This is a genomic window from Reichenbachiella agariperforans (genome assembly GCF_900142205.1).
Classification (GTDB): Bacteria; Bacteroidota; Bacteroidia; order Cytophagales; family Cyclobacteriaceae; genus Reichenbachiella; species Reichenbachiella agariperforans.
This window is the reverse complement of sequence record NZ_FRAA01000008.1, coordinates 29083-54936: the sequence shown is the minus strand read 5'-3', so window position 1 is coordinate 54936 and position 25854 is coordinate 29083. Positions and strand designations below refer to the sequence as shown.

The 25854-nt window shown below is 47.8% G+C and carries 19 protein-coding genes; 14 read left to right on the top strand and 5 right to left on the bottom strand.

The annotated features are described in order from the left end of the window. Positions 1-7 precede the first annotated feature (7 nt). The 10 genes from BUB99_RS17090 (at position 8) to BUB99_RS20280 (ending at position 17767) form a co-directional block, all read left to right on the top strand. The gene (locus BUB99_RS17090; RefSeq protein WP_073124567.1) at positions 8-1603 is read left to right on the top strand and encodes a RagB/SusD family nutrient uptake outer membrane protein; all 1596 of its coding nucleotides are present in this window, start codon (positions 8-10) and stop codon (positions 1601-1603) included. 26 nt (positions 1604-1629) lie between these two features. Next, positions 1630-3576, top strand: coding sequence for a hypothetical protein (locus tag BUB99_RS17085; protein WP_073124565.1), 1947 nt, complete (start codon positions 1630-1632; stop codon positions 3574-3576). Positions 3577-3691: 115 nt separating this feature from the next. Next, the gene (locus BUB99_RS17080) at positions 3692-5224 is read left to right on the top strand and encodes a cellulase family glycosylhydrolase (protein WP_139281078.1); all 1533 of its coding nucleotides are present in this window, start codon (positions 3692-3694) and stop codon (positions 5222-5224) included. Between the two features lie 134 nt (positions 5225-5358). Continuing rightward, on the top strand, positions 5359-7770 hold the full coding sequence (galB, locus tag BUB99_RS17075) for a beta-galactosidase GalB (protein WP_221407524.1): 2412 nt from the start codon (positions 5359-5361) through the stop codon (positions 7768-7770). A gap of 34 nt (positions 7771-7804) precedes the next feature. Beyond that, positions 7805-10654 carry a TIM-barrel domain-containing protein gene (locus tag BUB99_RS17070; protein ID WP_221407523.1) on the top strand — a complete coding sequence of 950 codons (2850 nt, stop codon included), beginning with the start codon at positions 7805-7807 and terminating at the stop codon, positions 10652-10654. Positions 10655-10842: 188 nt separating this feature from the next. Continuing rightward, a complete protein-coding gene (locus tag BUB99_RS17065) occupies positions 10843-13020 on the top strand; it encodes a glycoside hydrolase family 3 C-terminal domain-containing protein (protein ID WP_073124560.1) in 2178 nt (725 codons plus the stop codon). 76 nt (positions 13021-13096) lie between these two features. After that, positions 13097-15046: a glycoside hydrolase family 97 protein gene (locus BUB99_RS17060; protein WP_073124559.1), complete on the top strand. Its 1950-nt coding sequence runs from the start codon at positions 13097-13099 to the stop codon at positions 15044-15046. Between the two features lie 296 nt (positions 15047-15342). Then, on the top strand, positions 15343-16032 hold the full coding sequence (locus tag BUB99_RS17055) for a response regulator transcription factor (RefSeq protein WP_073124557.1): 690 nt from the start codon (positions 15343-15345) through the stop codon (positions 16030-16032). After that, positions 16029-17387, top strand: coding sequence for a sensor histidine kinase (locus tag BUB99_RS17050; RefSeq protein WP_084190622.1), 1359 nt, complete (start codon positions 16029-16031; stop codon positions 17385-17387). The genes BUB99_RS17055 and BUB99_RS17050 overlap by 4 nt, the downstream gene beginning before the upstream one ends. A gap of 29 nt (positions 17388-17416) precedes the next feature. Continuing rightward, a complete protein-coding gene (locus tag BUB99_RS20280; RefSeq protein ID WP_139281077.1) occupies positions 17417-17767 on the top strand; it encodes a hypothetical protein in 351 nt (116 codons plus the stop codon). A gap of 166 nt (positions 17768-17933) precedes the next feature. Here BUB99_RS20280 and BUB99_RS17045 read toward each other — a convergent pair whose 3' ends face one another. From BUB99_RS17045 to BUB99_RS20275, 3 genes are all read right to left on the bottom strand, one after another. Beyond that, positions 17934-19286 carry a glycoside hydrolase family 28 protein gene (locus BUB99_RS17045; RefSeq protein ID WP_084190621.1) on the bottom strand — a complete coding sequence of 451 codons (1353 nt, stop codon included), beginning with the start codon at positions 19284-19286 and terminating at the stop codon, positions 17934-17936. Between the two features lie 4 nt (positions 19287-19290). After that, entirely contained in the window at positions 19291-21258 is a 1968-nt protein-coding gene (locus BUB99_RS17040) for a T9SS type A sorting domain-containing protein (RefSeq protein ID WP_139281076.1), read from the bottom strand. Positions 21259-21529: 271 nt separating this feature from the next. Further along, positions 21530-21727 (bottom strand): hypothetical protein, encoded by a 198-nt coding sequence (locus BUB99_RS20275; RefSeq protein WP_139281075.1) that lies wholly within the window; start codon positions 21725-21727, stop codon positions 21530-21532. 181 nt (positions 21728-21908) lie between these two features. On the opposite strand from BUB99_RS20275, the gene BUB99_RS17035 reads away from it, so the two are divergent. Genes BUB99_RS17035 through BUB99_RS17025 form a run of 3 tightly spaced genes read left to right on the top strand, consistent with a single transcriptional unit; the run spans position 21909 to position 23172 of the window. After that, on the top strand, positions 21909-22271 hold the full coding sequence (locus tag BUB99_RS17035; protein WP_073124553.1) for a VOC family protein: 363 nt from the start codon (positions 21909-21911) through the stop codon (positions 22269-22271). A gap of 6 nt (positions 22272-22277) precedes the next feature. Next, positions 22278-22718, top strand: coding sequence for an EVE domain-containing protein (locus BUB99_RS17030; RefSeq protein WP_073124551.1), 441 nt, complete (start codon positions 22278-22280; stop codon positions 22716-22718). After that, a complete protein-coding gene (locus tag BUB99_RS17025; protein ID WP_073124549.1) occupies positions 22711-23172 on the top strand; it encodes a MarR family winged helix-turn-helix transcriptional regulator in 462 nt (153 codons plus the stop codon). The genes BUB99_RS17030 and BUB99_RS17025 overlap by 8 nt, the downstream gene beginning before the upstream one ends. Before the next feature lie 492 nt (positions 23173-23664). Here BUB99_RS17025 and BUB99_RS17020 read toward each other — a convergent pair whose 3' ends face one another. Further along, entirely contained in the window at positions 23665-24204 is a 540-nt protein-coding gene (locus tag BUB99_RS17020) for a hypothetical protein (protein WP_073124547.1), read from the bottom strand. A 140-nt stretch (positions 24205-24344) separates the two neighbouring features. On the opposite strand from BUB99_RS17020, the gene BUB99_RS17015 reads away from it, so the two are divergent. Beyond that, complete coding sequence (locus tag BUB99_RS17015; RefSeq protein WP_073124545.1) at positions 24345-24848, top strand: DUF4494 domain-containing protein; 504 nt, start codon at positions 24345-24347, stop codon at positions 24846-24848. A 75-nt stretch (positions 24849-24923) separates the two neighbouring features. On the opposite strand, the gene BUB99_RS17010 is transcribed toward BUB99_RS17015, so the two are convergent. Beyond that, positions 24924-25847, bottom strand: a complete 924-nt coding sequence (locus BUB99_RS17010; RefSeq protein WP_073124543.1) for a rhomboid family protein — start codon at positions 25845-25847, stop codon at positions 24924-24926. Positions 25848-25854 lie beyond the last annotated feature (7 nt).

Genomic DNA, 25854 nt, shown 5'->3' with positions numbered 1-25854 from the left:
AAAGAACATGAAGAAACTATATATATATATCATGGCCCTCGGGATCGCAGCGACAGCTTCTAGTTGTTCGGATAGCTTTCTCGATACAGAGCCGATTACGACGATTACGGACGCCAATTTTTATAAAACTGTAGAAGATGCCGATTTGGCTTTGGTGGGATGCTACGATGGCGTGCAGCAGATCTATGCCAATGGCGTGGCGTTTCCGGTAGCCTCAGAGGTGATGTCGGACAACTGCTTCGGAGCGACTGGCAACAACGACGCTCTCGGGTATCAAGTGATGGATGAGTTGGATCTAAGCAGATCTCCAGGAGAGGTCAACTTGCTAGATGCGACATGGGCAGCCTACTACAAGGCTATCTACAGAGTCAATGTCCTTTTGCAGAAAATGGATCAAATCGACTGGACAGGTCAAGAGGACTACAGAAATGTAGTGGAGGCGCAAGCCAGATTCTTGAGAGCCTACTCATACTTTGATATGGTGAGACTATGGGAGCGTGTACCGTTGGTGACAGAGCCTACGGACGAAAACGTGCCACAGTCAGAGCCTGATGCAATCTATGCGCAGATCACCGAGGACTTGCTCTACGCAGCAGAGTTTGGTAGTGAGACCGTAGAGGCAGGTAGAATCAACAAGTGGGTAGCCAAGGCTTACCTCGCGCGTGTCTACATGTTTTATACAGGGTACTATGGTGCTGCTGACCTAGTAGGTCAAGCGACCAAAGCAGAAGTGCTGCAGGGATTAGAGGATGTCATCAGCGAAGGAGCTTATGAGCTCGTGGCGGATTACAAGAATCTATGGCCAGCTGCTTCGTCTACGATCAATACCGCGGGCGATGGCTTGGAGACAACCTACGCAGGCAAGGACAATTCGGAGACCATATTTGCTATCAAGTACAACATCACTTCTGACTATGACGGCAATGTAGACGGCAACCAGTGGCTCGTGATGCTCGGTTTGAGAAGCCAGTCTTTTAGCCCTTATGGCAAAGGATGGGGTGCTTGTACGGTGCTACCAAGTTTGTATAACGCCTATGAAGCAGGGGATACTCGTAGAGAAGCTTCGATCATCGGGATCAACGAAGAAGCGTTGGATTTTGATAATTCAGATCAGCGTGAGTACACTGGCTATACCAACAAGAAGTACACGCCACTCGCCAACCCTGATGGGCAGGATGTGTCTGAGGCCAATGGATCGACCAATTTCCAGATAGGTCAGTACCAAGATTTTGTGGTGATGAGATATGCAGATGTCCTATTGATGGCAGCAGAACTTGGTTCTGGGAGTGCACAGAGCTATTTCGACCAAGTGAGAACTCGATCAGGTTTGGCAAGTAAGCCTGCAACAGTGACCAATATTTTGGAAGAGAGAAGGCTAGAGTTTGCTTTCGAAGGGATTCGGTATTGGGATTTGCTCAGACAAGGTGTCGATGCAGCGGCTAGTAAGCTTGCTTTCAGCGGAACGGTAGAAAACGGAGGAGTAGCTACTCCAAAAACGATAGCAGCTACCAACGTGCAGACCACTAGAGGTCTACTCATGATTCCACAAAATCAGATTACCAGATCAGCAGGTGTCTTGACACAAAATGAGGGTTGGAAATAATTGGAAGTACTAAACACATGAAGATTATGAAAAAAATTATAAATCAATATTTATTCGTCCTCTTGGCTGTTGGTGCGCTGTTGAGTTCTTGCCTCCAAGAAGACTATGTACTGGATGAGATCATGCCAGTAGAGGATCTACAGTTTTCGATCACTCAGAATCCTGAGGATCCGAACATGGTGATCCTGACCAGTGAGACACCTAATGTGACGCCCCTATGGACGACTCCTTCTGGACGGTCTACACGCGTGCAGGACACAGTGAAGATCGCTTTTGCAGGAGTTTATAAGTTCGTCTATGGTGTGCAAAGTGGTGGCGGATATGTCGCTGCAGATACGGTAGAGTTAGAATTGACTACCAATAACTTCGACTATATCAAAGACCCGCTTTGGGTGACTTTGTCTGGTGGTGTGGGCAATTCCAAGACCTGGTATTTGGATTTGGATGCCGAAGGGGTTTCCAAAGGATTCTTGGGGCCACTCTATTTCTACGGTACAGAAAACGGCTGGCTCTTGGAGAACGATGGCTGCTACGGAGCAGACTGTTGGAACTGGAACCCAGATTACCCGGGCAACTCTTGGTTGATGACAGCTGCTGATTTTGGGAGCATGACATTTGATTTGATCAATGGGCCAAATTTGACGGTAGACCACAAAACTCTGGGTCGACAAGAAGCGGGAACATACTTGCTCAATACGGAAAACAAGACGATGAGTACTTCAGACGCATTCATCTTGCATGATTCGGGTCGTGATGGACAGGTAGTCAATTGGGGAGACATTACGGTTTTTTCTTTGACAGAAGACAAGATGCAGCTAGGTGTCTTGAGAGATGAAGCCTTGTCTGGTGAAGGACCAGCAATGTTGGTGTACAATTTCGTGACCAAGGACTATTATGACAACTGGGTGCCAGAAGATCAACCAGATCCAGAGCCAACTTTGCCTGACGGTTGGGCAGATGATGTATCTGCCATTGTAAAAACAGAGATGAAATGGGTACTGTCTGCAGAGACACCTTTCAATTGGGCTGGATTAGATGGTGTCATGCTCAACTCGTGGAATTCTCCGTCGGATTATCCTGATTGGGCTGGTTTTGACGGATCACAGGCAGCAGGTTATGCTGACTTTTCATTGACCATGAACTCCAGCGACAACTCGATAGTCTACGTCGCACCAGATGGGTCAGAATCTACAGGGACATATACCTTGGACGAAAAGGGCATCTACACCTTCGATGGTGTGGCACCATCTTTTGATATTGTGTCTGGTGGGGTCAAGTTTGAAACTACGGCCGACAATCAATTGCGTATCATGTCTTTGGTCAAAGAAGACGATCAATTGGTTGCCATGTGGGTGGGAGCTTTGAACCCAGACAAACCAGAGTACCAGACCTATTTGCTTGAGTTGCAACTCGAAGAAGTTGATAGAGCGACTCAAATAAAGGATATTTTGACAGCACAATCATGGAAAATTGATTCAGACAGGACCTATGATGTGGCTACTTCTTGGGGAGCTGAGCAGGGGCCTATCATGTTTTCTGATTTTGCGACATGGGCTTGGAATCCACTTCCAAGCGAGCACTACTCGGCAGGTGAAGCATCGGTAGATTATGGTTCGATGACTTTCAATACTGACGGGACTGTGTCTGTGGTTCAAAGGAAGCGGGTCTATACGTTTGAGGATCCGGATGATGGGACCTCGGTGCGAGGGGGCCTGCCCGAAGACGGTGATGTCTTGTCGTCTGATACCGAGGAGACCCTGTCAGGTACATGGGTCTTGAATGCGGATGACAACAAGCTGACGTTGAGTATTCCGATGCTTCATCCATGGACTTGCGATTACGCAGTAGCTGATTGGGGCGCGACCAGTATCTATCGTGTCCAAAATGGTGTATTGATGCTACAAGTAATCCGTGACGCAGCGCTATCGGGCGAAAGTGCTGACACGATGACCTATGTTTTCGTACCCGAATAAATCAAAAACGAATACCCTATGGAAACCGTGACATTTGTCATGGTTTCCATTCTTAATTATTTCTCATTTTACAAGTCGAAAGATGGATTGTATGCTGATTATTGACAAAACTAAAATGCTTACCTACCTGTTATTATTCACTTTGTTTTTTTCTGGCACTGCGTGCAAAGAAGATTCTGCTGGCGAGGATATCGATGAGCCAGATGAGGTTACCTTGAGCATTGACCAAGACAGCTATGATTTTTCAGCTGACGGAGGGTCAGACAAGATCCTGATTACCAGCAATGCCAAATGGAAGCTGACCTACGAATCGGATGCTTTTTGCAAACCCACCATTCAATCTGCCATTGGTGACGCAGACGTCACCATCAATGCCACCGCCAATGAGACCACCGCAGCGCGCAGCATGGTCATGACCTTGACCAGCGAGGGAGCGGAGGATGTTGCCATCAGCATCAGCCAAGCAGCAGGCGAAGGAGAGCCCGTAGATCCAATAGAACCGGAAGGTCCAGACTACGTCGATCCTGACAACACAGACATGCGCGACCTTACCTCCATCCAACTGTCACAGCTCATGGGCATAGGTTGGAACTTGGGTAATTCTATGGAAGCCATCAATGCAGGCTCAACACCACCTACTGGAAGCGAAACTACCTGGGGAAATCCCGTAGTGACCAAAGAACTAATCGACGCAGTGAAAGCAGCTGGGTTCAATACCATCCGTGTACCGGTATCCTGGTCGCACATGCTTTCAGATCAATCAACCTACAAAATCAAAACCGAGTGGCTACAGCGAGTAGAAGAAGTAGCCAACTATGCACTGGACAATGAAATGTATGTCGTGATCAATGTCCACTGGGACGGTGGATGGATGGACCACCCTTTTTATTCGGAGCAAGATGCTATCAACGAGAAGCTCGCAGCTTTCTGGAAGCAAATTGCCGTTTACTTCCGAGATTATGATGACCATTTATTGTTTGCCGGTAGTAATGAGGTTCGCAATGAAGCGAATTACAACGCTCCAACAGCAGAAGAGGCAGAGGTACAGAATTCCTTTAATCAGACATTTTTGACTACTGTGAGGGCCACAGGAGGACGCAATACTTATCGCCACCTGATTGTTCAAGGCTTCAATACCAACATTGATCACACGGTCAATGAACTGACGATTCCAGACGATGAGACAGAAGATCGCATGATGGTAGAGGTGCATTACTATGACCCTTACAACTTTTCTCTAGACGAAAATGCCGCGAGTGGCAAACCACTATGGGGCGAGCCCTACAAAGACCAAACAGGTTATGTGGATACTTGGGGACAGGAAGACTGGGTAGAGGAGCAGTTTGGTAAGATGAAAACCAACTTCGTAGACAAAGGCTACCCTGTGCTACTAGGAGAATATGGTGCACTGTGGAGGGATGTGTCAGGTATCTCTGACCCGAACTATCCGAGTCAGTCTGAGCACGATGAGTCAAGGAAGTATTATCTCAACTACGTGACTAAAGCCGCTTTGGACAATGGGATTATCCCAGTCTATTGGGACAATGGACATACCGGAAACAACGGTTTTGCCTTATTCAACAGAAGTAGCACCGAAGTGTCCAACCAAAGTGCATTGGATGGCATCATCAGCGCAGGAGAGGAGTAAAGATTTTAACTAAAGCACCCAACCCAAATCAACTAACCCTCCAAGGGTTTCAAACCCTTGGAGGGTTGTTCTAGAAAATCATGATAAAAAAAAGGCACACACATTTCATAATAGTAGTTTTGATAGGCTTCCTGATGGCATCTTGCCACCAGGCCAAGTCTCCCAGAACTATCCTGTCTTTCAACGAAGACTGGAGTTTCTCACTGGCTGACAGTACGCTAGATGCGAGCAACCCGTCCTATGACGATGCAGACTGGAGAGTTCTCGATGTTCCACACGATTGGAGCATCGAAGGGGAGTTTTCCGAAGATCATCCAGCGACTGCTGGTGGGGGAGCTTTGCCCGGAGGGATCGGTTGGTACCGCAAGAGCTTCCAACTCGATGTTTCCCAAAAGGGAAAACAGGTATACGTGCAGTTCGACGGGATCTACATGGACAGTGAGGTGTGGATCAATGGTACTTACCTCGGCAAGCGCCCCTTTGGCTACATATCCTTCGAGTACGACCTGACACCTTATTTGAACTTCGGTTCGAAAGAAAATGTCCTAGCCGTCAAAGTCAACAATGCCAATCAGCCCAACTCTAGATGGTATTCGGGAAGTGGAATATATAGAAACACACGTTTGGTGATCACCGATGCGATCCATGTCACACAGTGGGGGACGTATGTGACTACTCCAGAGGTGACGAGTGAGTCTGCTACGGTGAGCTTGGAGACTACTGTGCTCAACCCAGGTACTCAACCGGCTGATGCGGAAGTGTACACTCTCATCAAGAATCAAAAGAATCAAGTAGTCGCCAATACCATGTCGTCTACCAAGTTGGTAGCGGGTAAGAATACCGTAGCACACAGTGTGACGATCAAGTCCCCAGAGCTGTGGAGCATAGACTCTCCCCATCTATACACGGTCGTGACCGAAATCAGAACAGGAGGGGAGCTCACGGATCACTACGAGACCCCTATGGGTGTGCGTACTTTTACTTTTGATCAGAAGAAAGGTTTCATTCTCAACGGCGAGTCAGTCAAAATCAAAGGTGTATGCATGCACCACGATTTGGGGAGCTTGGGTTCTGCCATCAACACGCGAGCGTTGGAGCGTCAGCTGGAGATTTTGCGGGGCATGGGCGTCAACGCCATCCGAACCTCGCACAACCCACCTGCACCAGAACTGCTCGGCCTTTGCGACCAGATGGGCTTCTTGGTGATGGACGAGTCATTTGATATGTGGAGCTTGAAAAAGTCACCTTATGACTATGCACAGTACTGGGACGAATGGCACAAAAGAGATTTGGAGGATTTCATCCAAAGAGATAGAAACCATCCCAGTATCATCATGTGGAGTACAGGCAATGAGATATTGGAGCAATGGGGAGATCAAGGGCCGATCATAGCCAAAGAGCTATACGATATCGTCAAAGCACTCGATGCGACCAGACCCATTACTGTGGGGATGAACCCACCGGTCAACATGACCAATGCAGGGGTCACGACACAGTTTGAAGTGAACTACAATTCCATTTCAAAATCAGATGGGATCGATGTGATAGGCTACAACTATGCGCACCAAACATACCCTCACCATCAAGCTAATTTTCCTGATAAGCCATTCATCGCTACAGAAACGACATCAGGGTTGATGACGAGAGGATATTATGACACACAGTCCGATACAGTCAAAAGATGGCCGATTCGTTGGGACATTCCATTCGATCAGGGCAATCCGGGCAATACTGTATCCGCGTATGACCAGGTCAGTGCTCCCTGGGGATCTACGCACGAGGAAACTTGGCAAGTGATCAAAAATGACCCGTCGTTGTCTGGGATGTTTATCTGGACGGGTTTTGACTACATCGGCGAACCGACCCCATACACATGGCCTTCGCGCAGTTCATATTTTGGAGTGATTGATTTGGCGGGATTCCCCAAAGACGTTTACTACATGTACCAGAGCGAATGGACCGATCAGGATGTCCTGCATGTTTACCCGCACTGGAACTGGACCGGTCGTGACTCGGTGGATGTGTGGGCGTACTACAACCATGCAGATGAGGTAGAGCTTTTCTTGGACGGAAAATCACTCGGTACAAAATCAAAAGAGGGCGAAGACCTCCATGTGATGTGGAGAGTAGCTTATGCGCCAGGGCAATTGAAGGCAGTTTCTAGAAAAGGTGGTCAAGAGGTTTTGACTCAAGTCATTGAAACAACCAATGAGGCAAGTCAAATCGCGCTCACCGCTGATCGACAGACCATCACTGCGGATGGCAAGGATTTGAGTTTCATCACGGTAGAGGTGCAAGACGACCAAGGCCGTACAGTGCCTGTGGCAACTGACCTCATCCAGTTTGCGGTTGCAGGCCAAGGCAAGATCGTCGGCGTGGACAATGGCGATCCGACGAGCCACTTGTCGATGAAAGGAAACAAAATGCGCGCCATGGCAGGAAAATGCTTGGTGATCGTCCAGTCGGGCAAGAGTGCAGGACAGATCACACTCACGGCCTCTGGTGAGGGATTGACGACTAGTTCACTAGTCATAGAAACGAAATAAGGAATAACAATAAGGGTAAATAAAGACTCGTGACATGAGTGAAAAAGGAAAAATGATGAAGAATATTTTGGTTTGGGGAGCACTGATCTGCGCGATATACGCCTGCGGAGAGACTTCCAAAAGCTATGAGCAAGTAGAAAACGGCGTAGTGGTATATCCTACAACGGGAAGTGCCAAAGGTCTCAAAGTGACTTTCGTGACCGACGATATCGTCAAGGTAGAAGCATCGGCCACTACGGCATTTGATACCACGACGAGTTTGGTCGCTGTGCCGGAGCAGGTGTCTGTACCGATTGACATCAAAGAAGCGGATGGCACGTTGACGCTAGCGACTGACGAACTCATCGTGACCATCAATCAAGCTACGGGGCAAGTGTCTTATGCAGATGCAGAGGGCAATCCGATCATGTCCGAACAGAACGAAGGCAGAGCTTTCGAAGCGATCACTGTCGAAGGCAAAGCGGGTTACACCATGAGTCAGAAGTTTGACTCACCGGAGGACGAGGGGATCTATGGTCTCGGACAGCACCAAGCCGACGAGATGAACTACAAGGGCAAGAATGAAGAGCTGTTCCAGTATAACACCAAGGTGTCGATTCCATTCGTGATGTCCACGGAGAACTACGGTATCTTGTGGGACAACTACTCATTGACGAGATATGGTGATGAAAGACCATACACGAACATCGATCAGTTCAAACTTTACGACAAGACAGGCAAAGAAGGTGGCTTGACGGCTACCTACTATGACGACCAAAATTCAGAACACGTATTCGTCGAAAGGGTAGAAGATATCATCGATTACGAGAACCTCACTACGGTAGAGAACTTCCCAAAGGACTTTCCTTTCGCGAATGCGAAAATCGTATGGGAAGGCCAAATCGAAGGAAGCGAAAGCGGTTTGTTTAGGTTCCTGTGCTACTACGCGGGATACACCAAACTATGGATCAACGGTGAGCTGCAGTTCGAGAAGTGGAGAACCGCTTGGAACCCATCGGTTGCCAAGTTCAGTGCAGACCTCAAAAAAGGAGAGAAGAACGACATCAAGCTGGAGTGGATTCCAGACGGAGGTGTATCATACATCGGGTTGAAAGCATTGTCTCCCGTAGACGAAGCGGCACAAAAGCAGATTGCATTCAGCTCAGAGATGGGACAGAACATTCGCTACTATTTCATGGCGGGTGACAACATGGATGACGTGATCAGCAAGTACCGCACCGTGACCGGCAAAGCGCAAGTGATGCCGAAGTGGTCGATGGGTTTCTGGCAAAGTAGAGAAAGATACAAGACGCAGGACGAATTGCTTGGTGCACTGGGCGAGTTCAGAAAACGTCACATTCCGATAGACAACATCGTGCTGGACTGGTCATACTGGCCTAAGACAGAGTGGGGTAGCCATGATTTTGATCTAGAGAGATTCCCAGACATCACTGGGATGATCGATAAGATTCACGAGCAAAATGCCAGAGTGATGATCTCTGTATGGCCTAAATTCTACCACAACACCGAGCACTACAAGCAGTTCGATGCGCAAGGTTGGATGTACAAACGTGCGGTGGAAGACAGCGTAAAGGACTGGATTTATCCGGGATACATTGGGTCGTTCTACGACGCATATTCGTCAGGAGCACGCAAGATGTTTTGGGATCAAATCCATGACAAGCTCTACACCAAAGGCTTTGATGCTTGGTGGATGGATGCATCCGAGCCAGATATCTTGTCCAATGCAAGCATCAAATACAGAAAGGAATTGTCAACTCCTACAGCGCTAGGGCCATCGACGGAGTATTTCAACGCCTACGCACTACAAAATGCGAAAGGCATCTACGAGGGGCAACGTTCGGTCAACAACGACGAAAGGGTGTTCATCTTGACTCGTTCGGGCTTTGCGGGTATCCAGAGATTCGGAGCAGTGACATGGAGTGGAGACATCGGTACACGATGGGAAGACATGAAGGCGCAGATCTCAGCAGGGATCAATTTTGCCATGTCGGGTTTGCCATATTGGACGATGGACGTGGGTGGATTCTGCGTGGAGAAACGCTACGAGAGAGCCACCGAAGGGAGCGAAGACATGAAAGAATGGAGAGAGCTCAACACGCGTTGGTTCCAGTTCGGTGCATTCGTGCCGTTGTTTAGAGTACACGGTCAGTACCCGTTCAGAGAGGTGTACAATCTCGCACCTGAGACGCATCCAGCCTACAAATCGATGCTGTACTACAACAAGCTGCGATACAAAATGATGCCGTATATCTACTCGCTGGCGGGTTGGACGTACACCAAGGACTACACGATCATGAGAGGCTTGGCGATGGATTTCTCGGCGGACAAGAAGGTCTATGATATTGGAGATCAGTTCATGTTTGGACCGTCATTGATGGCTTGTCCAGTCTATGCCTATGGCGCGAGAGACAGAGAAGTCTATTTGCCAAAATCAGCGGGATGGTACGATGCTTACTCAGGGGAGTATTACACAGGTGGACAGACAATCACGGCACAAGCGGAGTACGAAAGAATGCCGCTTTTCGCGAAAGCGGGATCGATCGTGACTTTCGGTCCTGAGATCGAGTACACGACACAGAAGCCAGCCGACCCGATCACGGTCGTGGTGTATGCCGGAGCGGATGCTTCGTTTGATCTATACGAGGATGAAGGAACGAACTACAACTACGAGTCGGGCAAGTTCACTTCCATCAACTTGAAATGGTCTGAGTCTACGAAGACCTTGACGATCGGTGAGCGCGAGGGCAGTTTTGACGGCATGCTGGAGAACAGGACTTTCCGTATCAAAGTGATCAACAAAGACAACAAAGGCAACATCGACGACTTGTCAGGATACGAGGAAGTGAAGTATTCGGGACAGCCTGTATCGGTGAAAGGATAAAAGAGGAGGGTAGAAGGTCCTCACTAAACCTGGCAGGTTTCGACCATTGAGCCAAATGAAGTTCTAAGTGCCTTGTTGCTGTAGAATGGCATAAACCTGTCGGGGTTTGAACTTGGTGAGATGCGAAAAGTGCCCTATGATGAAAATGACAACCCAATCAACCTATTTAAGTCATAAAGAAAAGTAACATGAAATTTGTTTTGTATTCATTGGTAATGGTTTTCTCATGCCTCTCCGCGCTTGGACAAAGCACGGAGACGGCACGGGAATCCCAAATTGACAGCCTCATCGCCTTGATGACGCTGGAGGAGAAGGTAGCGATGTGTCATGCACAGTCCAAATTCAGTTCGCCTGGAGTACCTAGACTCGGTATCCCCGAGATCTGGATGTCGGATGGGCCACACGGTGTGCGTGCTGAGATCAACTGGGACAACTGGGGCTATGCCGGCTGGACCAACGATTCGATCACTGCATTTCCGGCGCTGACGGCTCTGGCTTCTACCTTCAACCCGGAGCTATCTGCGGCCTATGGAGTGGCTGTGGGTGAGGAGGCGCGTTACCGCAAAAAGGACATACTCCTCGGGCCTGGCGTCAACATCTACCGTACGCCGCTCAACGGGCGAAACTTCGAATACATGGGCGAGGATCCTTATTTGGCCTCCCAAATGGTGGTGCCTTATATCCAAGGTGTACAACAAAATGGAGTAGCTGCCTGCGTCAAACACTATGCGCTCAACAACCAAGAACTATGGAGAGGACACATCAACGTCCACGTGAGCGACAGAGCCCTGCACGAGATCTATCTGCCAGCCTTCAAAGCAGCAGTGGTAGAGGGCGAAGCTTGGTCGATCATGGGGGCATACAATCAGTTTAGAGGGCAGCACTGCTGTCACAACGAGCTGTTGCTCAACGATATTTTGAAGACAGACTGGGGCTTTGATGGTGTAGTAGTTACCGACTGGGGTGGTGCACATGACACCAAACAGGCTGCCGAGTACGGTCTCGATATTGAGATGGGAACTTGGACTAACGGCCTGACAGCTTCCAAGGCGCTAGCCTATGACAATTACTTCCTGGCGAGCCCGTTTTTGAACCAGATCAAAGCAGGTGATTTGTCAGAGGATTTGGTGGATGACAAGGTGCGTAGAATCCTACGTCTGATGTATCGCACCAACATGGATGCGACCAAACCACTGGGCCGTGTCAACAATGCCGAGCATCACGCTGTGGCAAGACAAGTAGGGACCGAAGGGATCGTTTTGCTGAAAAATGAAGGAGACTTCTTCCCAATTGACCCCAATCAGAAACTGAAGATTGCCGTGATCGGTGAAAATGCCACTCGTCAGATGACGCTGGGTGGAGGCTCTTCGGAGCTGAAGGCGCAGTTTGAGATATCGCCTTTGCAGGGATTGCGTGAGCGCTATAGGGAGGCGGAGATCGTACACAGCATGGGGTATGCTTCGGGTGCGCCGGCTTATGGTCGTGCGTTGCCTTCTCCGTATGATGCGGACTCATTGAAAGCAGCTGCGCTAGCAGTGGCTAAGGATGCAGATGTCGTGTTGTTCTTTGGTGGGCTCAACAAGAACCACTACCAGGACTGTGAAGGCGGGGACCGTTTGCAGTATGGCTTGCCTTTCGGGCAGGACGAATTGCTCCACGAGTTGGCTGCTGTCAATGCCAACCTCGGGTTGGTCCTCATCAGTGGCAATGCAGTCGCCATGCCTTGGCTGCCAAAAGTGAAAGGCGTGATGCAAGGTTGGTACCTTGGCAGTATGGCTGGATATGCACTGGCTGACGTGATCAGTGGGGATGTCAATCCGTCGGGTAAGATGCCTTTTTCGATCCCGAAGCAGCTGAAAGACAACGCTGCGCATAGCTTTGGAGAGATGTCATACCCTGGTGACAGCATCGATCAGTATTACAAGGAGGATATTCTTGTGGGCTACAGATGGCACGATACCAAGAAGGTCACGCCGCAGTATGCTTTTGGGTACGGGTTGTCTTATACGGATTTCGCTGTGTCAGCGATCAAGACGGACCGGACAAAGTATCGTTTGACGGACGAAATCACGGTGTCTTATGCTGTCACGAATACCGGCAAAACTACAGGTGCAGAAGTGGTACAAGTCTATGTCGGAAAACCTAAATCCAAAGTCAATCGAGCCAAGAAGGAATTGAAAGGCTTTGATAAAATCACAGTAGAAGCAGGGCAGTCTGCAACAGGCTCGCTGACGATACCTGTGTCCGATTTGGCTTACTACGACGAGAAGAGCTCAGATTGGAAAGTAGAATCAGGTAGTTATGTGCTTTACATTGGGAATGCTTCGGATCAAATCCAAAGGGAAATAAAAGTACAGATTAAGTAAAGTGTAGTTCGTACACTTTACTTAATCTCACTATATTTATTGCTTGAAATTCTAAAACAAACAAAAGACTACAAGCATGTTTAAAAGAAAGATGATTGCATGGATGGCGATGATAGGATTGTTCTATTCTTGTCAGCCCTCTGTAGATACTACCTCCAACCAAGTCAGCAGCCCAGATGGCACGTTGGTACTGACGGTGGCACTATCCGAAACAGGGAATGCTAGCTACTCAGTAACCAAAGATGGCACTGCCGTCCTAGAGACATCCCAACTGGGTGTACGCAGACAGGATGGGGAATTTACTGCAGGACTGAAATTGACCGCTTCATCGGAGAGCAAATCGATCAAGGATAGTTATACGCTCAAAGTAGGGAAGAGACGAGACAACCAGTATCTTGCCAACCAAAAGGTTTTCACTTTCGCGAATGCACAGGATCAAATCATGGAAGTGATCTTCCAACTCTCAGATGATGGAGTGGCTTTTCGTTACCATTTTTTGGGAGAGACTGGAGAGCAGAAGTTCATCACGGACGAACTGACGACTTTCAATTTGCCAAACGATGCCCGTGCATGGTTGCAACCATGCGCAGATGCCAAGACGGGCTGGGCACAGTGCAATCCGTCTTATGAGGAAAATTACTTGATGGATATATCAGTGAATCAAGCCAGTCCTACCAAAGCAGGCTGGGTGTACCCTGCGTTGTTCAAGACAGGAGACAACTGGGTGATCATCTCCGAAGCAGGGCTGGACAAAAACTACTGTGCGACGAGACTCGAACCAAAATCTCCAGAAGGGGAATACAAGGTAGGTTTTCCACAAGATGCAGAGCAGATATTTGATGGGGAGTTGTATCCTGAGTCGACTTTGCCATGGTATAGCCCGTGGAGAGTATTGGCGATTGGTTCGCTCAAGACCGTGACCGAGTCTACGCTGGGAACTGATGTCGCGACTCCTGCGATTGCAGGGGATTTCTCATGGGTAGAGCCAGGACGTGCCTCTTGGAGCTGGGTACTACTCAAGGACGATATGACCAACTACCCCGTATCCAAGCAGTTCATAGACTATGCCTCAGACATGGGCTGGGAGTACTGCCTCATCGATGCGCTCTGGGATACGCAGATCGGCTATGAAAAGATTCAAGAGCTGGTAGACTATGCAGCGACCAAAGACGTAGGCTTATTGCTGTGGTACAACTCAGCAGGCAATTGGAATGAGACTTTTCAGACCCCAAAGGATATGATGCTGACTCCTGAGTCTAGAATGGCAGAGTTTAAGCGTATCAAAGAGATGGGTGTCAAAGGAGTGAAGATTGACTTCTTCGGTGGAGACGGTCAGTCGGTGATTGAGTATTATCACGAGATATTGACGGATGCTGCAGAGGCGGGAATCATGGTCAACTTTCACGGCTGTACTTTGCCTCGTGGCTGGCAGAGAACTTATCCTAACCTCGTCTCTATGGAGTCGATCAAAGGGATGGAGTTTATCACTTTCGATCAAAAGGATGCAGATGTAGCAGTGCCACATTGTGCGATGTTGCCGTTCACTCGAAACGTATTCGATCCGATGGATTTCACGCCCGTGGCATTCTCGGAGATACCGAACATCAAACGTTTGTCCTCCAATGGTTTCGAATTGGCTTTATCGGTACTATTCGTGTCGGGTGTGCAGCACTATGCAGAGACGGCAGAGGGTATGCAGGCCGTTCCAGAGTTTGTGCGTGAGGCAATGCGCGCCGTACCTGTCAAATGGGATGAGACCGTATTTGTCGATGGATTCCCTGGCAAGCAGGTCGTGATGGCCCGTCGCAGTGGCAAGAACTGGTTCATCGCTGGTATCAATGGGGAAACCGAAGAAAAGGCGTTGACTTTGGATCTTTCTTTTGTCAAAGGACTCCAAGGAACCATGATCAATGACGGCATGACCAACAGAGACTTGGTGCAAGATCAAATCACTGTTGCTGAAGACGGCCAATTGCCAATTATTTTGAAACCCAACGGTGGTTTCTTGATTCAGCTTTCAGAGTAATCATTCTTCTCGTGAAGGGGGAAATAATAATAAATCTCAAATGAAGTTTGTTATAAACTTGGGCGTGATGCTGCTCGCGAGGAGCAGCATCAGTGCTTAAAAAAGGCTTGCCAGAGTCTTAGAAAGAGGTGCTGCCTCTAATAACATCCGCCTGAACAAGCGTGACGGGTAAAGTAAGCGAACGCTATTTTATTCGTGATGGCGGGGTTCAGCGCTTCTCTCATTACATTCTAATTCCAAAAGGTGTCAGGGTAAAGGAATATTGTGGAATTTTACTCGAATTTACTTTTTGTCAGATGAAAATATTGCTTGTTGAGGATGAAGTGCAGGTGGTTTCATTTCTGAAAATGGGACTCGAAGAACATGGTCACAGTGTTTCGGTAGCTTTGGATGGACAGTCGGGGTTCGAGATGCTCGTGGGGCATGAGTATGATTTGGTGCTGTTGGATATCATGCTGCCAGGCATCAATGGTATGGATTTTTTGCGTCAAGCACGTGAAAAGAAGATTCAAACGCCCATCATCATGTTGACTGCCCTAGGCACTACCGAAAACGTCATATCTGGACTGGAAACAGGAGCGGATGATTACTTGGTCAAGCCCTTCAAGTTCGAAGAACTGATCGCGAGGATAACTGCCGTGACACGGCGTAGTGCTACCCGAGAGAAGGTAGTCGATGATCACATCTTGAGCTTTGCGGATATAGTGGTCGATGATCACCTCAAATCAGTCAAGCGCAACGGAGAAAAGATCAATTTGACCCATACAGAATATCGGTTGCTGTGTTGTTTGATTCGCAACAAAAACAGGGTGTTGACTAGGGAGCAACTGCTCAATCAGGTTTGGGGGATTGACTTTGAGTTGACGACCAATGTCGTAGATGTCTATGTCAACTACCTGAGAAAGAAGATTGAGAAGGAAGCGAAAGACCGCATCATTCATACTGTGGTGGGGATAGGTTATGTGCTCAAAATAGAGGACTTATGATACGCCTGCGTGTAGCGATATTGTTTTCCTTTTTGACGGGGCTTGCCTTACTTTTCTTTATGTCCTTGGTGTATTTCACCTCTAAGGACAACATGGAAGATAATTTTTTTGATGACCTGATGGACAAAGCGAATCTCGAAGGGGAAGTGCTTTTGGAAAAGGATGAGTTGGCAGCAGAGATATACCAAGAGATCATTCTGAGTCATTCGGTCAAACTCACCGAGGAGCGGCTCTATGTAATCCCTGTGTCCGATACTTTGGGATCGATAGCTGAGGGCGTACTGGAGCGAGAGGTGTTGCGTGAGACGCTTCGTCATGGCGAACACCGCTACTACAAAGACACGCAGCAGTGGGTGAGCTTGTTTTATACGGACAATCAGGGGGACTTTATTATTCTACTCACGGCGGTAGATGACGAGAGCGAAGAGGAACTAAGTGATCTAGTCAGCAGCATGTTGTCCGGGTTGGTTTTGACGATGATCGTTCAGTTTTTGGTGGGGTGGTTTTTTGCCAAGAACATTACCTTTCCTATCGTAACGCTAGCGGCTCAACTCAAGGAAATCAATGCCAGCAAGTTGTCCAGTCGTGTAGTGGTCAGTGAGAGAAACGATGAAGTTCGTCAGCTGGAAGTGACGCTCAACGAGATGTTGGACAGGTTGGAAAAGGGTTTTGACCTCCAGAAGAAATTTTTGGCGAATGCCTCTCACGAATTGAAAACGCCCCTCACCATCATTAGTGGGCAGTCGGATGTCGCGCTACAGCGCACCCGGACGGTCGAAGAGTATCAGGGGTTTCTACAAGTGGTGATGACCGAAACGGATAAACTAGCACAGATCATAGCGGACCTGATCCAACTCACAGAGGTGAGTACAGGAGGGAGCAAGTACTTTGAGAAGACAAGTTTTAGGGTCGAGGATGTCATATTGGAGCTGCAGGCTTTTATGTTTCGCTACCTCGGCCAGGACCGCATCAAGGTAAACTACGAAAGTGAGGAGGAGTCATGCCAACTCGTAGGGAACAAAAACTGGTTGATTATCGCCTTTTCTAACATCGCTAAAAACGCCTTGAAATTTTCGGATAACCAAGCGGTCTTGCTTCATATCGGGTTTGATGCCAAGGATCATACGGTATCTATCGCCTTTGAGGATAGGGGGATAGGCATTCCGAAGGAGGATTTGCCCATGATTGCTGATCCGTTTTTTAGAGCCATGAATGTCGGTGCGATTCCAGGCTCTGGGATAGGACTGTCTATCGTCAATGAAATCGTCAAGCTACACGAAGGACAGATGCATATCACCTCCGAGTTGGGGGTCGGGACGACGGTCAGGGTCGTGCTCCCTCTCGCAGAAGGCTAACTTCTAATCGATTTCTAATCCATCTCTCAGTGCTTTATCAGACCCATGTGGCTTCTTCGTGTCAAGAAATTCTACATGATGATCAACAAGCATTTTTTCAACCAGAACAGAGCCAACAGCCCATTCACTACGGAGGATTGGATGTTGGCTTTGTTGGTATTGATAGAGTCTGTGGTGATAGCCTGTGGGATTATTTCTTTGGTTTACCTATAAAACAATACAATCATGAAGGCACAATACAAAACATACACGAAGAGAAGCATGGCTTATTCTATTCTCACAGATATGGTAAAAGCAGTCAAGGAGGTCTTCTCCAAAAAGAAAAAAAACAAGAAGAAGAACAGCAAGAAATTCTATTAGGATTGTATAGTCTGGGGTAGGGGGCTATCTGATTTGATACACCTCAAACCAAATAGATTCTGAGTGAGTTATGTCTTTGGGTCAATAATGTAAGTGACTAGTCAATGGTTGCTTTTTGTCCACTAGCTATCGACCAAATCCAGCGCAAACCTCACCACACGTTGTTCTGGAGGGATTCGAGGTTGGTCAGTGAACGGACGTAGGCGCAGTGATGTCCTTGCCGACGATGATCTCTTCGAGAGTGACATCTAGTGCATCGGTGATGCTGAGCCCATATTTAGCTTCTTTGACTTTGATGTTACGCAGCTGGATGTTTTTGATTTTCTTGTCTGGATGACCTTGTATCACGATGGCCGATTGATTGGCGGACTGGCAGGTGACATTGGAGATGTAGATGTCGGAGACCTGTGAGGGGTACTCGCCACTGCCTTCGTTGTGGTAATTGGAGGTGATGTAGAAGCAGTCCTCGACTTCTAGGAGACTGACTCGATCCATGTGGATGTTTTGGATATATCCGCCTCGATCGGTATTGGTTTTGAGATATATGCCACGCTTGAGGTATCCACTGGCTTGGCAGTCTTGGACGTAGACGTTGCGGACGCCTGCGGCCATTTCACTGCCCACGACGAGGGCATGCAGCCCTTGGAATCGGCAGTTGCGCACCACGATGTTCTCGCTGGGTGTGATGCTGTTGGCCCTGCCCTCGTGATCGCGTCCTGCTTTGATGGCGATGTTGTCGTCGGCGTTGTTGAAGTCTATGTCCTCGATCAGTACGTTGCGGCTGTACTCTAGATCGATCCCGTCGTTGTTTTTGTTGTGTGCATCATAGGAGAGGCCTCTCATCGTGATGTTGGAGCATCGCAACATGTGTAGGCACCAAAATGGTGAGTCTTCGACGTGTATTCCTTCGATGAGGATGTTTTTGCAATCAAAGAATTGCAGGAGTTGTGGCCTGAGGTAGTGCCCCTCGCCAAACTGTCGCTCAGTGATCGGAGTGGAGGCGTGGTTCATGTCACGACTGTGTTGTTTGTCTGCCTGTTCCTTTTGTTTCCAATCCATCCACAGATGTCCCTCTCCATCGATGGTTCCCTCACCAGTGATCGCGATGTTTTCGGCTTGGTAGGCGTAGATCATGGGGCTGTAGTTGTAGAGCATGGTGCCTTCCCAGCTCGTGATTACCATTGGGAGGTAGTCTGCAGGGTTCGAACTGAATCGAATCTTGGCGCCTTGGTCAAGGTGTAGCCTGACATTGCTCACGAAGTGGATCGGTCCGTGGAGGGTATAGGTGCCCGCAGGTACGACGATGGTGCCTCCTCCTTTTTTCTTGCAGGCCGCCATGGCTTTGGCGAATGCCAAATGGTCGTCACTGATCGAGTCACCTTTTGCGCCGAAGCGCGTCACCTTGGTGGTGTAGGAGGGGAATGTCGGTACAGAGATCTCAGAGAGGATGCCGTCTATGGCAGCCTTGGTTTCGGAGGGTTGTCCCTGACTTTGTGCAAAGCAACACAAGAGTAGGGCAGTCGTCAAGAGTCGTATCATGATACTAAGGGTTCAGAATGAGTTTTTTGGTGATCACTTCAGTGTCTGTTTGGATTAGTACGAAGTATATCCCAGCATCGAGCACTAGGTTGAGGGACATGTTAGAGTGATAGTTGCCGGGCTGTCGGAGCATCACTTGTCCAGTCTGGTTGACAAGGTGTACCGAGCGAATGACTTGGGTCGTCCCTGTGGAGATCTGTAGTACCGAATCGTGGAGGGGATTGGGATAGAGCATGGCTTGATTCGGAGCGAGCGGTGATTCGAGTATGATCTGGACAGTGAGTGTGCCCGATAGACTGTCATTGGCGGTGTTACCTGCTGTCTTGGCCCAGTAGGTGAATATTCCTTCTACTGTAGGTGTGCCGCTGAGTGTTGTCGTTTGTTCGTCTGGATTATCTGTTGCAGTGATACCTTCGGGCAAGCCGGTCACAGAGACACCTGTGGCATTCTGCCACGTGAGCACGATATCGGCGATGGCTTCACCGAGTTCGATATGTTGGGTGGTGTCGCTCTCTGTGTCTACTAGCAGCAGGGCAGGTGTTTCGTTGTTTTCGTAGTTGGTGTCTCCTCCGCTCAGCTGCGCCTCAGTGAGGGACGCTACGAGGCTGTGGAGGTACATTTCTACATTGGTGTAGAACGCACTCATGTCGTAGAGATTCCGGTCCGAAGCATCATCCTTGTCCAGTCCGTGAGTCGTCTCCCAGTCATCGGGCATGCCGTCTAGGTCAGTGTCCGTCGGTGCAGTAGACGAATCGTAGGTCGACCATCCACCGACATCTGCTTGTGTATCGATGAGTCCGGGCTTGGTGTCTCCTGTAGTAGACCCGAGATATGTGGTCGTACCGTTGCGCGCTTCATTTGTGATCCTCGTGTCGTGTATGTCACGGGACAAACTTGCTCCAGCATGATCCAAAACTCTATCAAAGGCATCTTCCGCACTATGTGTGGTGATTTGTCCATAGGCAAATTCCACCTCTGATTTGACATCTGCATCCCTCAAGTTTCCGCTGGGATTTATACCCTGCCAGTTGTCTTGGGTGACGGTCTCGCTACCATGCATGTAGTTGCCGTCGACATAGAAATATCCATGTGTGCCACTGAGGTTGCTGTTGCTACCATTGTCTGCATCAGGTTGGAAGATTTGATACTGTCTACTGCTGTTGGTCGCCGGTCCGGATCTGTAGTAGTTGTTGACGAAGTTGAAGCTTCCGCCTTCGCCTGCATAGCCACTGTTGGCTCCCCAGTTGTAGATGACGTTGTTTCGAAAATCGACCAACTCTAAGTCAGGCCTGCCCGTGTATCGACTGCCGTTCATGCGTGGGTTTCGGCTGTCGTGATGTGCGAGGAGGTTGTGGTGAAACGATGCGCCTTGTCCACCCCAGATGCCGCCATAGCCGTGCGTGCCTTTGTCATGCACGGAGATCCGTAGACTTTCTGAGAGGATACACCACTGTAGGGTGAAGGCCTCATTGTCGTAGAACGAACCGCACTCGTCAGTACTCCAGCTGAGCGAACAGTGGTCGATGATGATATTGCGCTGATTGCGTCCCCAAATGGCGTCTCCTTCGTAGGCTTTCTCATCTCCCATGCGGGTACTGATGTAGCGGATGATGATGTTGTCAGCAGAGATCTGCAGGCTATAGTTTTTGAGACAAATGCCCTCGCCAGGAGCTGACTGGCCAGCTATCGTAAGGTCACCGTTGGTGATTTTGAGTGCACTCTGTAGTTCGATAATGCCCGATACAGCGAATACTACAGTACGTGGCCCGCTTTGTTTGATGGCCTCTCTGAGACTACCGTCTCCTGAGTCGTCGAGGTTGGTGACGTAGATGACCTCACCTCCACGACCTCCCGTCGTGAACCGCCCGTGTCCTTCTGCACCTGGAAAGGCTGGCGCGAGGGTATTGATAATCTGACTCGATGCAGTACCGATCGTACAGCACATGAATATACCTAGTAAAATAGCTCTCATCTTTCTTTGTTTTGTGATTAGGTACCCGTTTGCAGGACTGGGTTTGTCTACAAGGAGCAACCGGATCAGGCAAGAATACCTAGACCACTAAGCTACCGAATAGGAAACAAGCACTTTGAAAATCAACTATCCAATAATTGAACGACTCTATTCATTAATGAACATCAAGTAGTCTTGGAGAGGAGACTGTGTGTGTTTCCAAGGTGACGGTTAGTCCTTGCCAAGTGGTGGGTAATGTATGCTAGCGTTTTTGTCGCTTTCTCATGCGTTTTTAGTGGATGAGGGGGCATTTCGGGAGGCTGTTGGGCGAAAATGTATCGTTGCCCTCGCTCCGAGCGAATCGGTACAAGTCTACAGTAATTGGAGATTTTGGTTGATGCATCGATACCTTCGCAGGGTATAGACTAGACTCGTCCTCGTCTGTGACGAGGATGGCATGGCTCACTTGAGCAGCTGTAGATATGATCATGTGAGCGGAATGTCACATGACAAATGCTCACTACCTTCATATTTTAGAACATTTCGGTCGCAATGCATTTGCGACCGAGCGGGCTCTCCATACATGCAAGTATGAATAGTTTGACTCTCAAGGTGAAAAGGTTGTTTATTGTTGTCGTGTATATTATAATTGCGACAACAAAACAGATGAAATGAGGAAATTAGATTTTGCATCTCTTCAAGTAAGGGATTTAGAAGTGTCAAAGGCCTTCTACACCAATAAGTTAGGGTTTGAGTTGTCAGAAATGAGTAATCAATACGCCTGCGTTTTTAAGTTCAACAAAGGCGAAGCAAGTTTTGCCATACGAACCCCCATTGGAGACATAGAAGGAAAAGAACTGGGGGTTGGTGCTTCACTTTGGTTTGCGATAGACGGAAAAATCGAAGCACTACAAAGCCAACTGACTCAAAAAGGGGTTACTCTTTTAGGTGAAATCAACCATACACCGTTTGGAAAAACAATCATGGCAAAAGACCCTGACGGATACATCATTACATTTTTGGAAACAAAATGACTGTAAATGATGGATAGAGCACGGAAAAATTGGGTAATCGTCGCATCAAAAGATCACGTCAAAGTGGCAATGGCACAAGAAATCGCTCAAACCTGTCACGGGAAATCTTCGCCATTAAAAAGAATGAAGAAAGGAGACTTTGTGATTTTTTATTCGGGAAAGCAAACCATGGGCAAACCAGAGAAAAGCCAAGAGTTTACTGCATTAGGAAAGATCATTGATGATGAGATCTATCAATTTCAAGTTTCAGAAGACTTTTGTCCTGCTAGACGAAAGGTCGAATTTATCCCTAGCAAAGACATTTCTATCCTTCCTTTGATTGATGATCTGGAGTTTATTCAAAACAAAAAAAAGTGGGGTTATCCATTTAGATTTGGTTTCTTTGAAATCAACCAACACGACTTTGATACAATCTCATCACATATGCTCCAAGATCATTATGCCTAAAGAAATCGAATTCATTTTTAAAAGCCCTGACGATAGCCCGGGCTATTTACTAGGCCAACTCACAATGTTGTGGCAGAGAAAACAAAAAAAAGTATTAGACCCTTTAAACCTGACGCAAACACAATTTGTGCTTTTGGCAGCATTAGGATGGCTATCCAAGGTCAGTGACGCGGTAACGCAAATTGACATTGCTAACCAAAGTAATACGGACAGGATGATGGTGTCCAAAGTTTTGAGAACCCTAGAAGAAAAGAAATTTATCAGTAGGCAAGAACACCAAACAGATACAAGAGCCAAAGTAATCACCCTGACACATGAAGGGGCTAAAATCCTACAAAAAGCATTGACAGCAGTGGAAAATACCGATTCAGAATTCTTCTCCGTTTTGGGGGAAAGATTGCCTTCATTCAATCAGTATATGGCAAAATTGACCGAACAAAATAAAGATCATTAGTCAATCCAAATGCTGCAATCAGGCCTTTTAGCCTAGACTCGTCCTCGTCTGTGACGAGGATGGCATGGCTCACTTGAGCAGCTGTAGATATGATCATGTGAGCGGAATGTCACATGACAAATGCTCAAACTACAATCATGTTCTCCGAAAAAGTTCTGACCTCTCCAACCTAAGCTTAGTTCGGCTCCCATGTTGCCTTACCTCAGGGTCGAGGTAAGCTTAGGTTCACCCTGAAGTAAGCTTAGGTTGGGGCTCTGGTAAGCTTACCTTCAGGCTCAGGTAAGCTTAGCTTTTGTTCAAAGGTCATAAAAGCCCAACAATAGTGGGTTTTACCTGGTTTTCAAATATTGAATCTTTGGTAGCCATACCATCCAAACAAACACCCGACCAAGAATTTCCCACCTTCCAACAGGACAAGAATAGTAGTTGGCGTTTTCAAACTAGTGGAAAATTACAATGGGGTCATGGGGTAGTTTGCCGAGGGATACTTGATTATTTCAGTGAGGGAGCGAGAGCATTGATGACTTCTTGCATTTTCTTGTCTGAGTAATTGCCAGAGGTGAAGTGTATGATTTTGCCTTCTGGGTCTAAAATGTAGAAGTAGGGGATTTTCGAATCATTAAAATCCAATTTGGTTTTGTATTCGATCAGTGTACCCTCATAGAAGAGGACGTGAGGCTGGATCAGCGGATCGACAGACGCTTGCGTTTTTTTCATCACTTTCTTGTAGGCGGGTCGTTTCGCTCCAGTAAACATCGGGATGAAATAGGTGTTGATGTCGTAGTGAAAGGCAAATGGGCTTGTCGATTTTTGGATAAAGTTGGTGTAGATAGGCGAAAACCATTTGCCGAGATCTTCTTCTGCTTTTTTGGAGTAGGCGATACACAGCAGGGTGTATTTGCCCATGGTATGATCGGGTATTTCTATGAGCTGGTGCGTGAGCGACTCGGTAGACATCTCTGGGAAGGGATCTCCCACTTGGGCATAGGTATTGAGGCTGATCGTTAGGAGTACTAATGTTATGAATCTCATAGATATGATTTTATATTTTTTCTAAAAGTAAAAATATAAAATACTTTAAGGATCGGACTTGTATTATTAGAATTTAGTCAGGCTAAGTTCTACTTTTGGGCTGAAGTAAATGGATTTTTAACAGTACAAAAGTATATAAAATGAGAATTTGGTATTCGTGTAAAGTAAAGTACGGTAAGGTCGATGAAGAGGGTGTGATGAAACAGACCACAGAGGCTTTTTTGGTGGATGCGTTGACTTATACAGAGGCAGAGTCCCGTATCTACGAGGCAATGGAGAGAGATGTGAGCGGTGAGTTTTCTGTCAATAGCATTACGAAGACCAATATCGGAGAACTGCTGCATCTAGAAGATGCGGACTATTGGTACAAAGCCAAAGTATCCTATTCGACAGTGGATGGTGATAGTGACAAGGAGGTCAAAGTCAACACCTACTTTTTGGTGAATGCGGAGGATCTCAAACAGGCATTTGAGCGAGTGAGCGAAAGCTTAAACACTATGCTGGTACCTTTCGAAATCCCATCGATCGCGAAGACGAATATCGTCGAGGTGTATCCATATGACGCAGATGAAGAAGCGATCCCGGATAACCTGACACCAGTGTCCGAACTGGAAGAGGAAGAGGTCGAGGAAGAAGTGGAATAGAACGGAGTTTTATCCAGATATGAAAACGCCCTAGTTGATTAGATCAACTAGGGCGTTTTTGTTTCTTCCTGCTTCTTAGCTCTTTTTGCTGGCATTGAACAGTTTTTGTTTCTCTTCTTTGGAGAGGCTTTCATAGCCAGACTGTGAGATTTTGTCTAGGATAGCGTCGATTTCTGCCTGATCGGCGATGTTGTGTCCTGTACTGGATGTCGCAGATGACGAACTACGACTGCTGCTTTGGCTCTTGGTTTTCTTATGGGTGACTTTGATCTTAGGCTGTCGAACAAATAGACTTTTGAAAAAGCGCATAATGCTGCCGATCCAAATCCCCCAGTCAGTACCCGACTGCAGTTGTTTGATGTATAAGAAGCCGATCAGTGCCCCACCTAGGTGGGCGATATTGCCGCCAGCATTGCTACCCACTGCGCCCAAGAATGAGATGACGATGTAGAACCCTGCGATGTATTTGATCTTCACAGGGCCGATGAACATCAGGTGGAACGTGTAGTTGGGCAGCAGTGTCGCTGCGGCCACTGTGATCGCATAGACTGCTGCGGATGCTCCGACCATTCCGTTGAAGTTGGACCTCTCTATATAGTACGGGATCAGGTTGTACACCATCAGGTAGATGAGACCGCCCGCCAGTGCGCCGAGTACATATAGGTTGATCAGTTTTTGATTGCCGATATACTCTACGATCAACCGACCAAACCAGTACAGCACCAGCATGTTGAAGAGAATGTGAAGGATACCTGTTAAATCATGCGCAAAGGCATAGGTGAGTAGCGTCCAAGGTCTCGTCAAAAACGTTGCAAATGCAGAAGGGATGGTGAATTGGTCTATGATAAAGTTGGAGACCGAATCTATCCCAGCGATCTTCCCGAAGAAATTGAGTACAGCGAGTACTATAAATACCGAAATGTTAATAATGATGATCTGCGGAAGGGCATTGTTAGGTCTCTTCCATGCATTCTTAAAATCATCCATCAAATTGTCCATAGCGTTA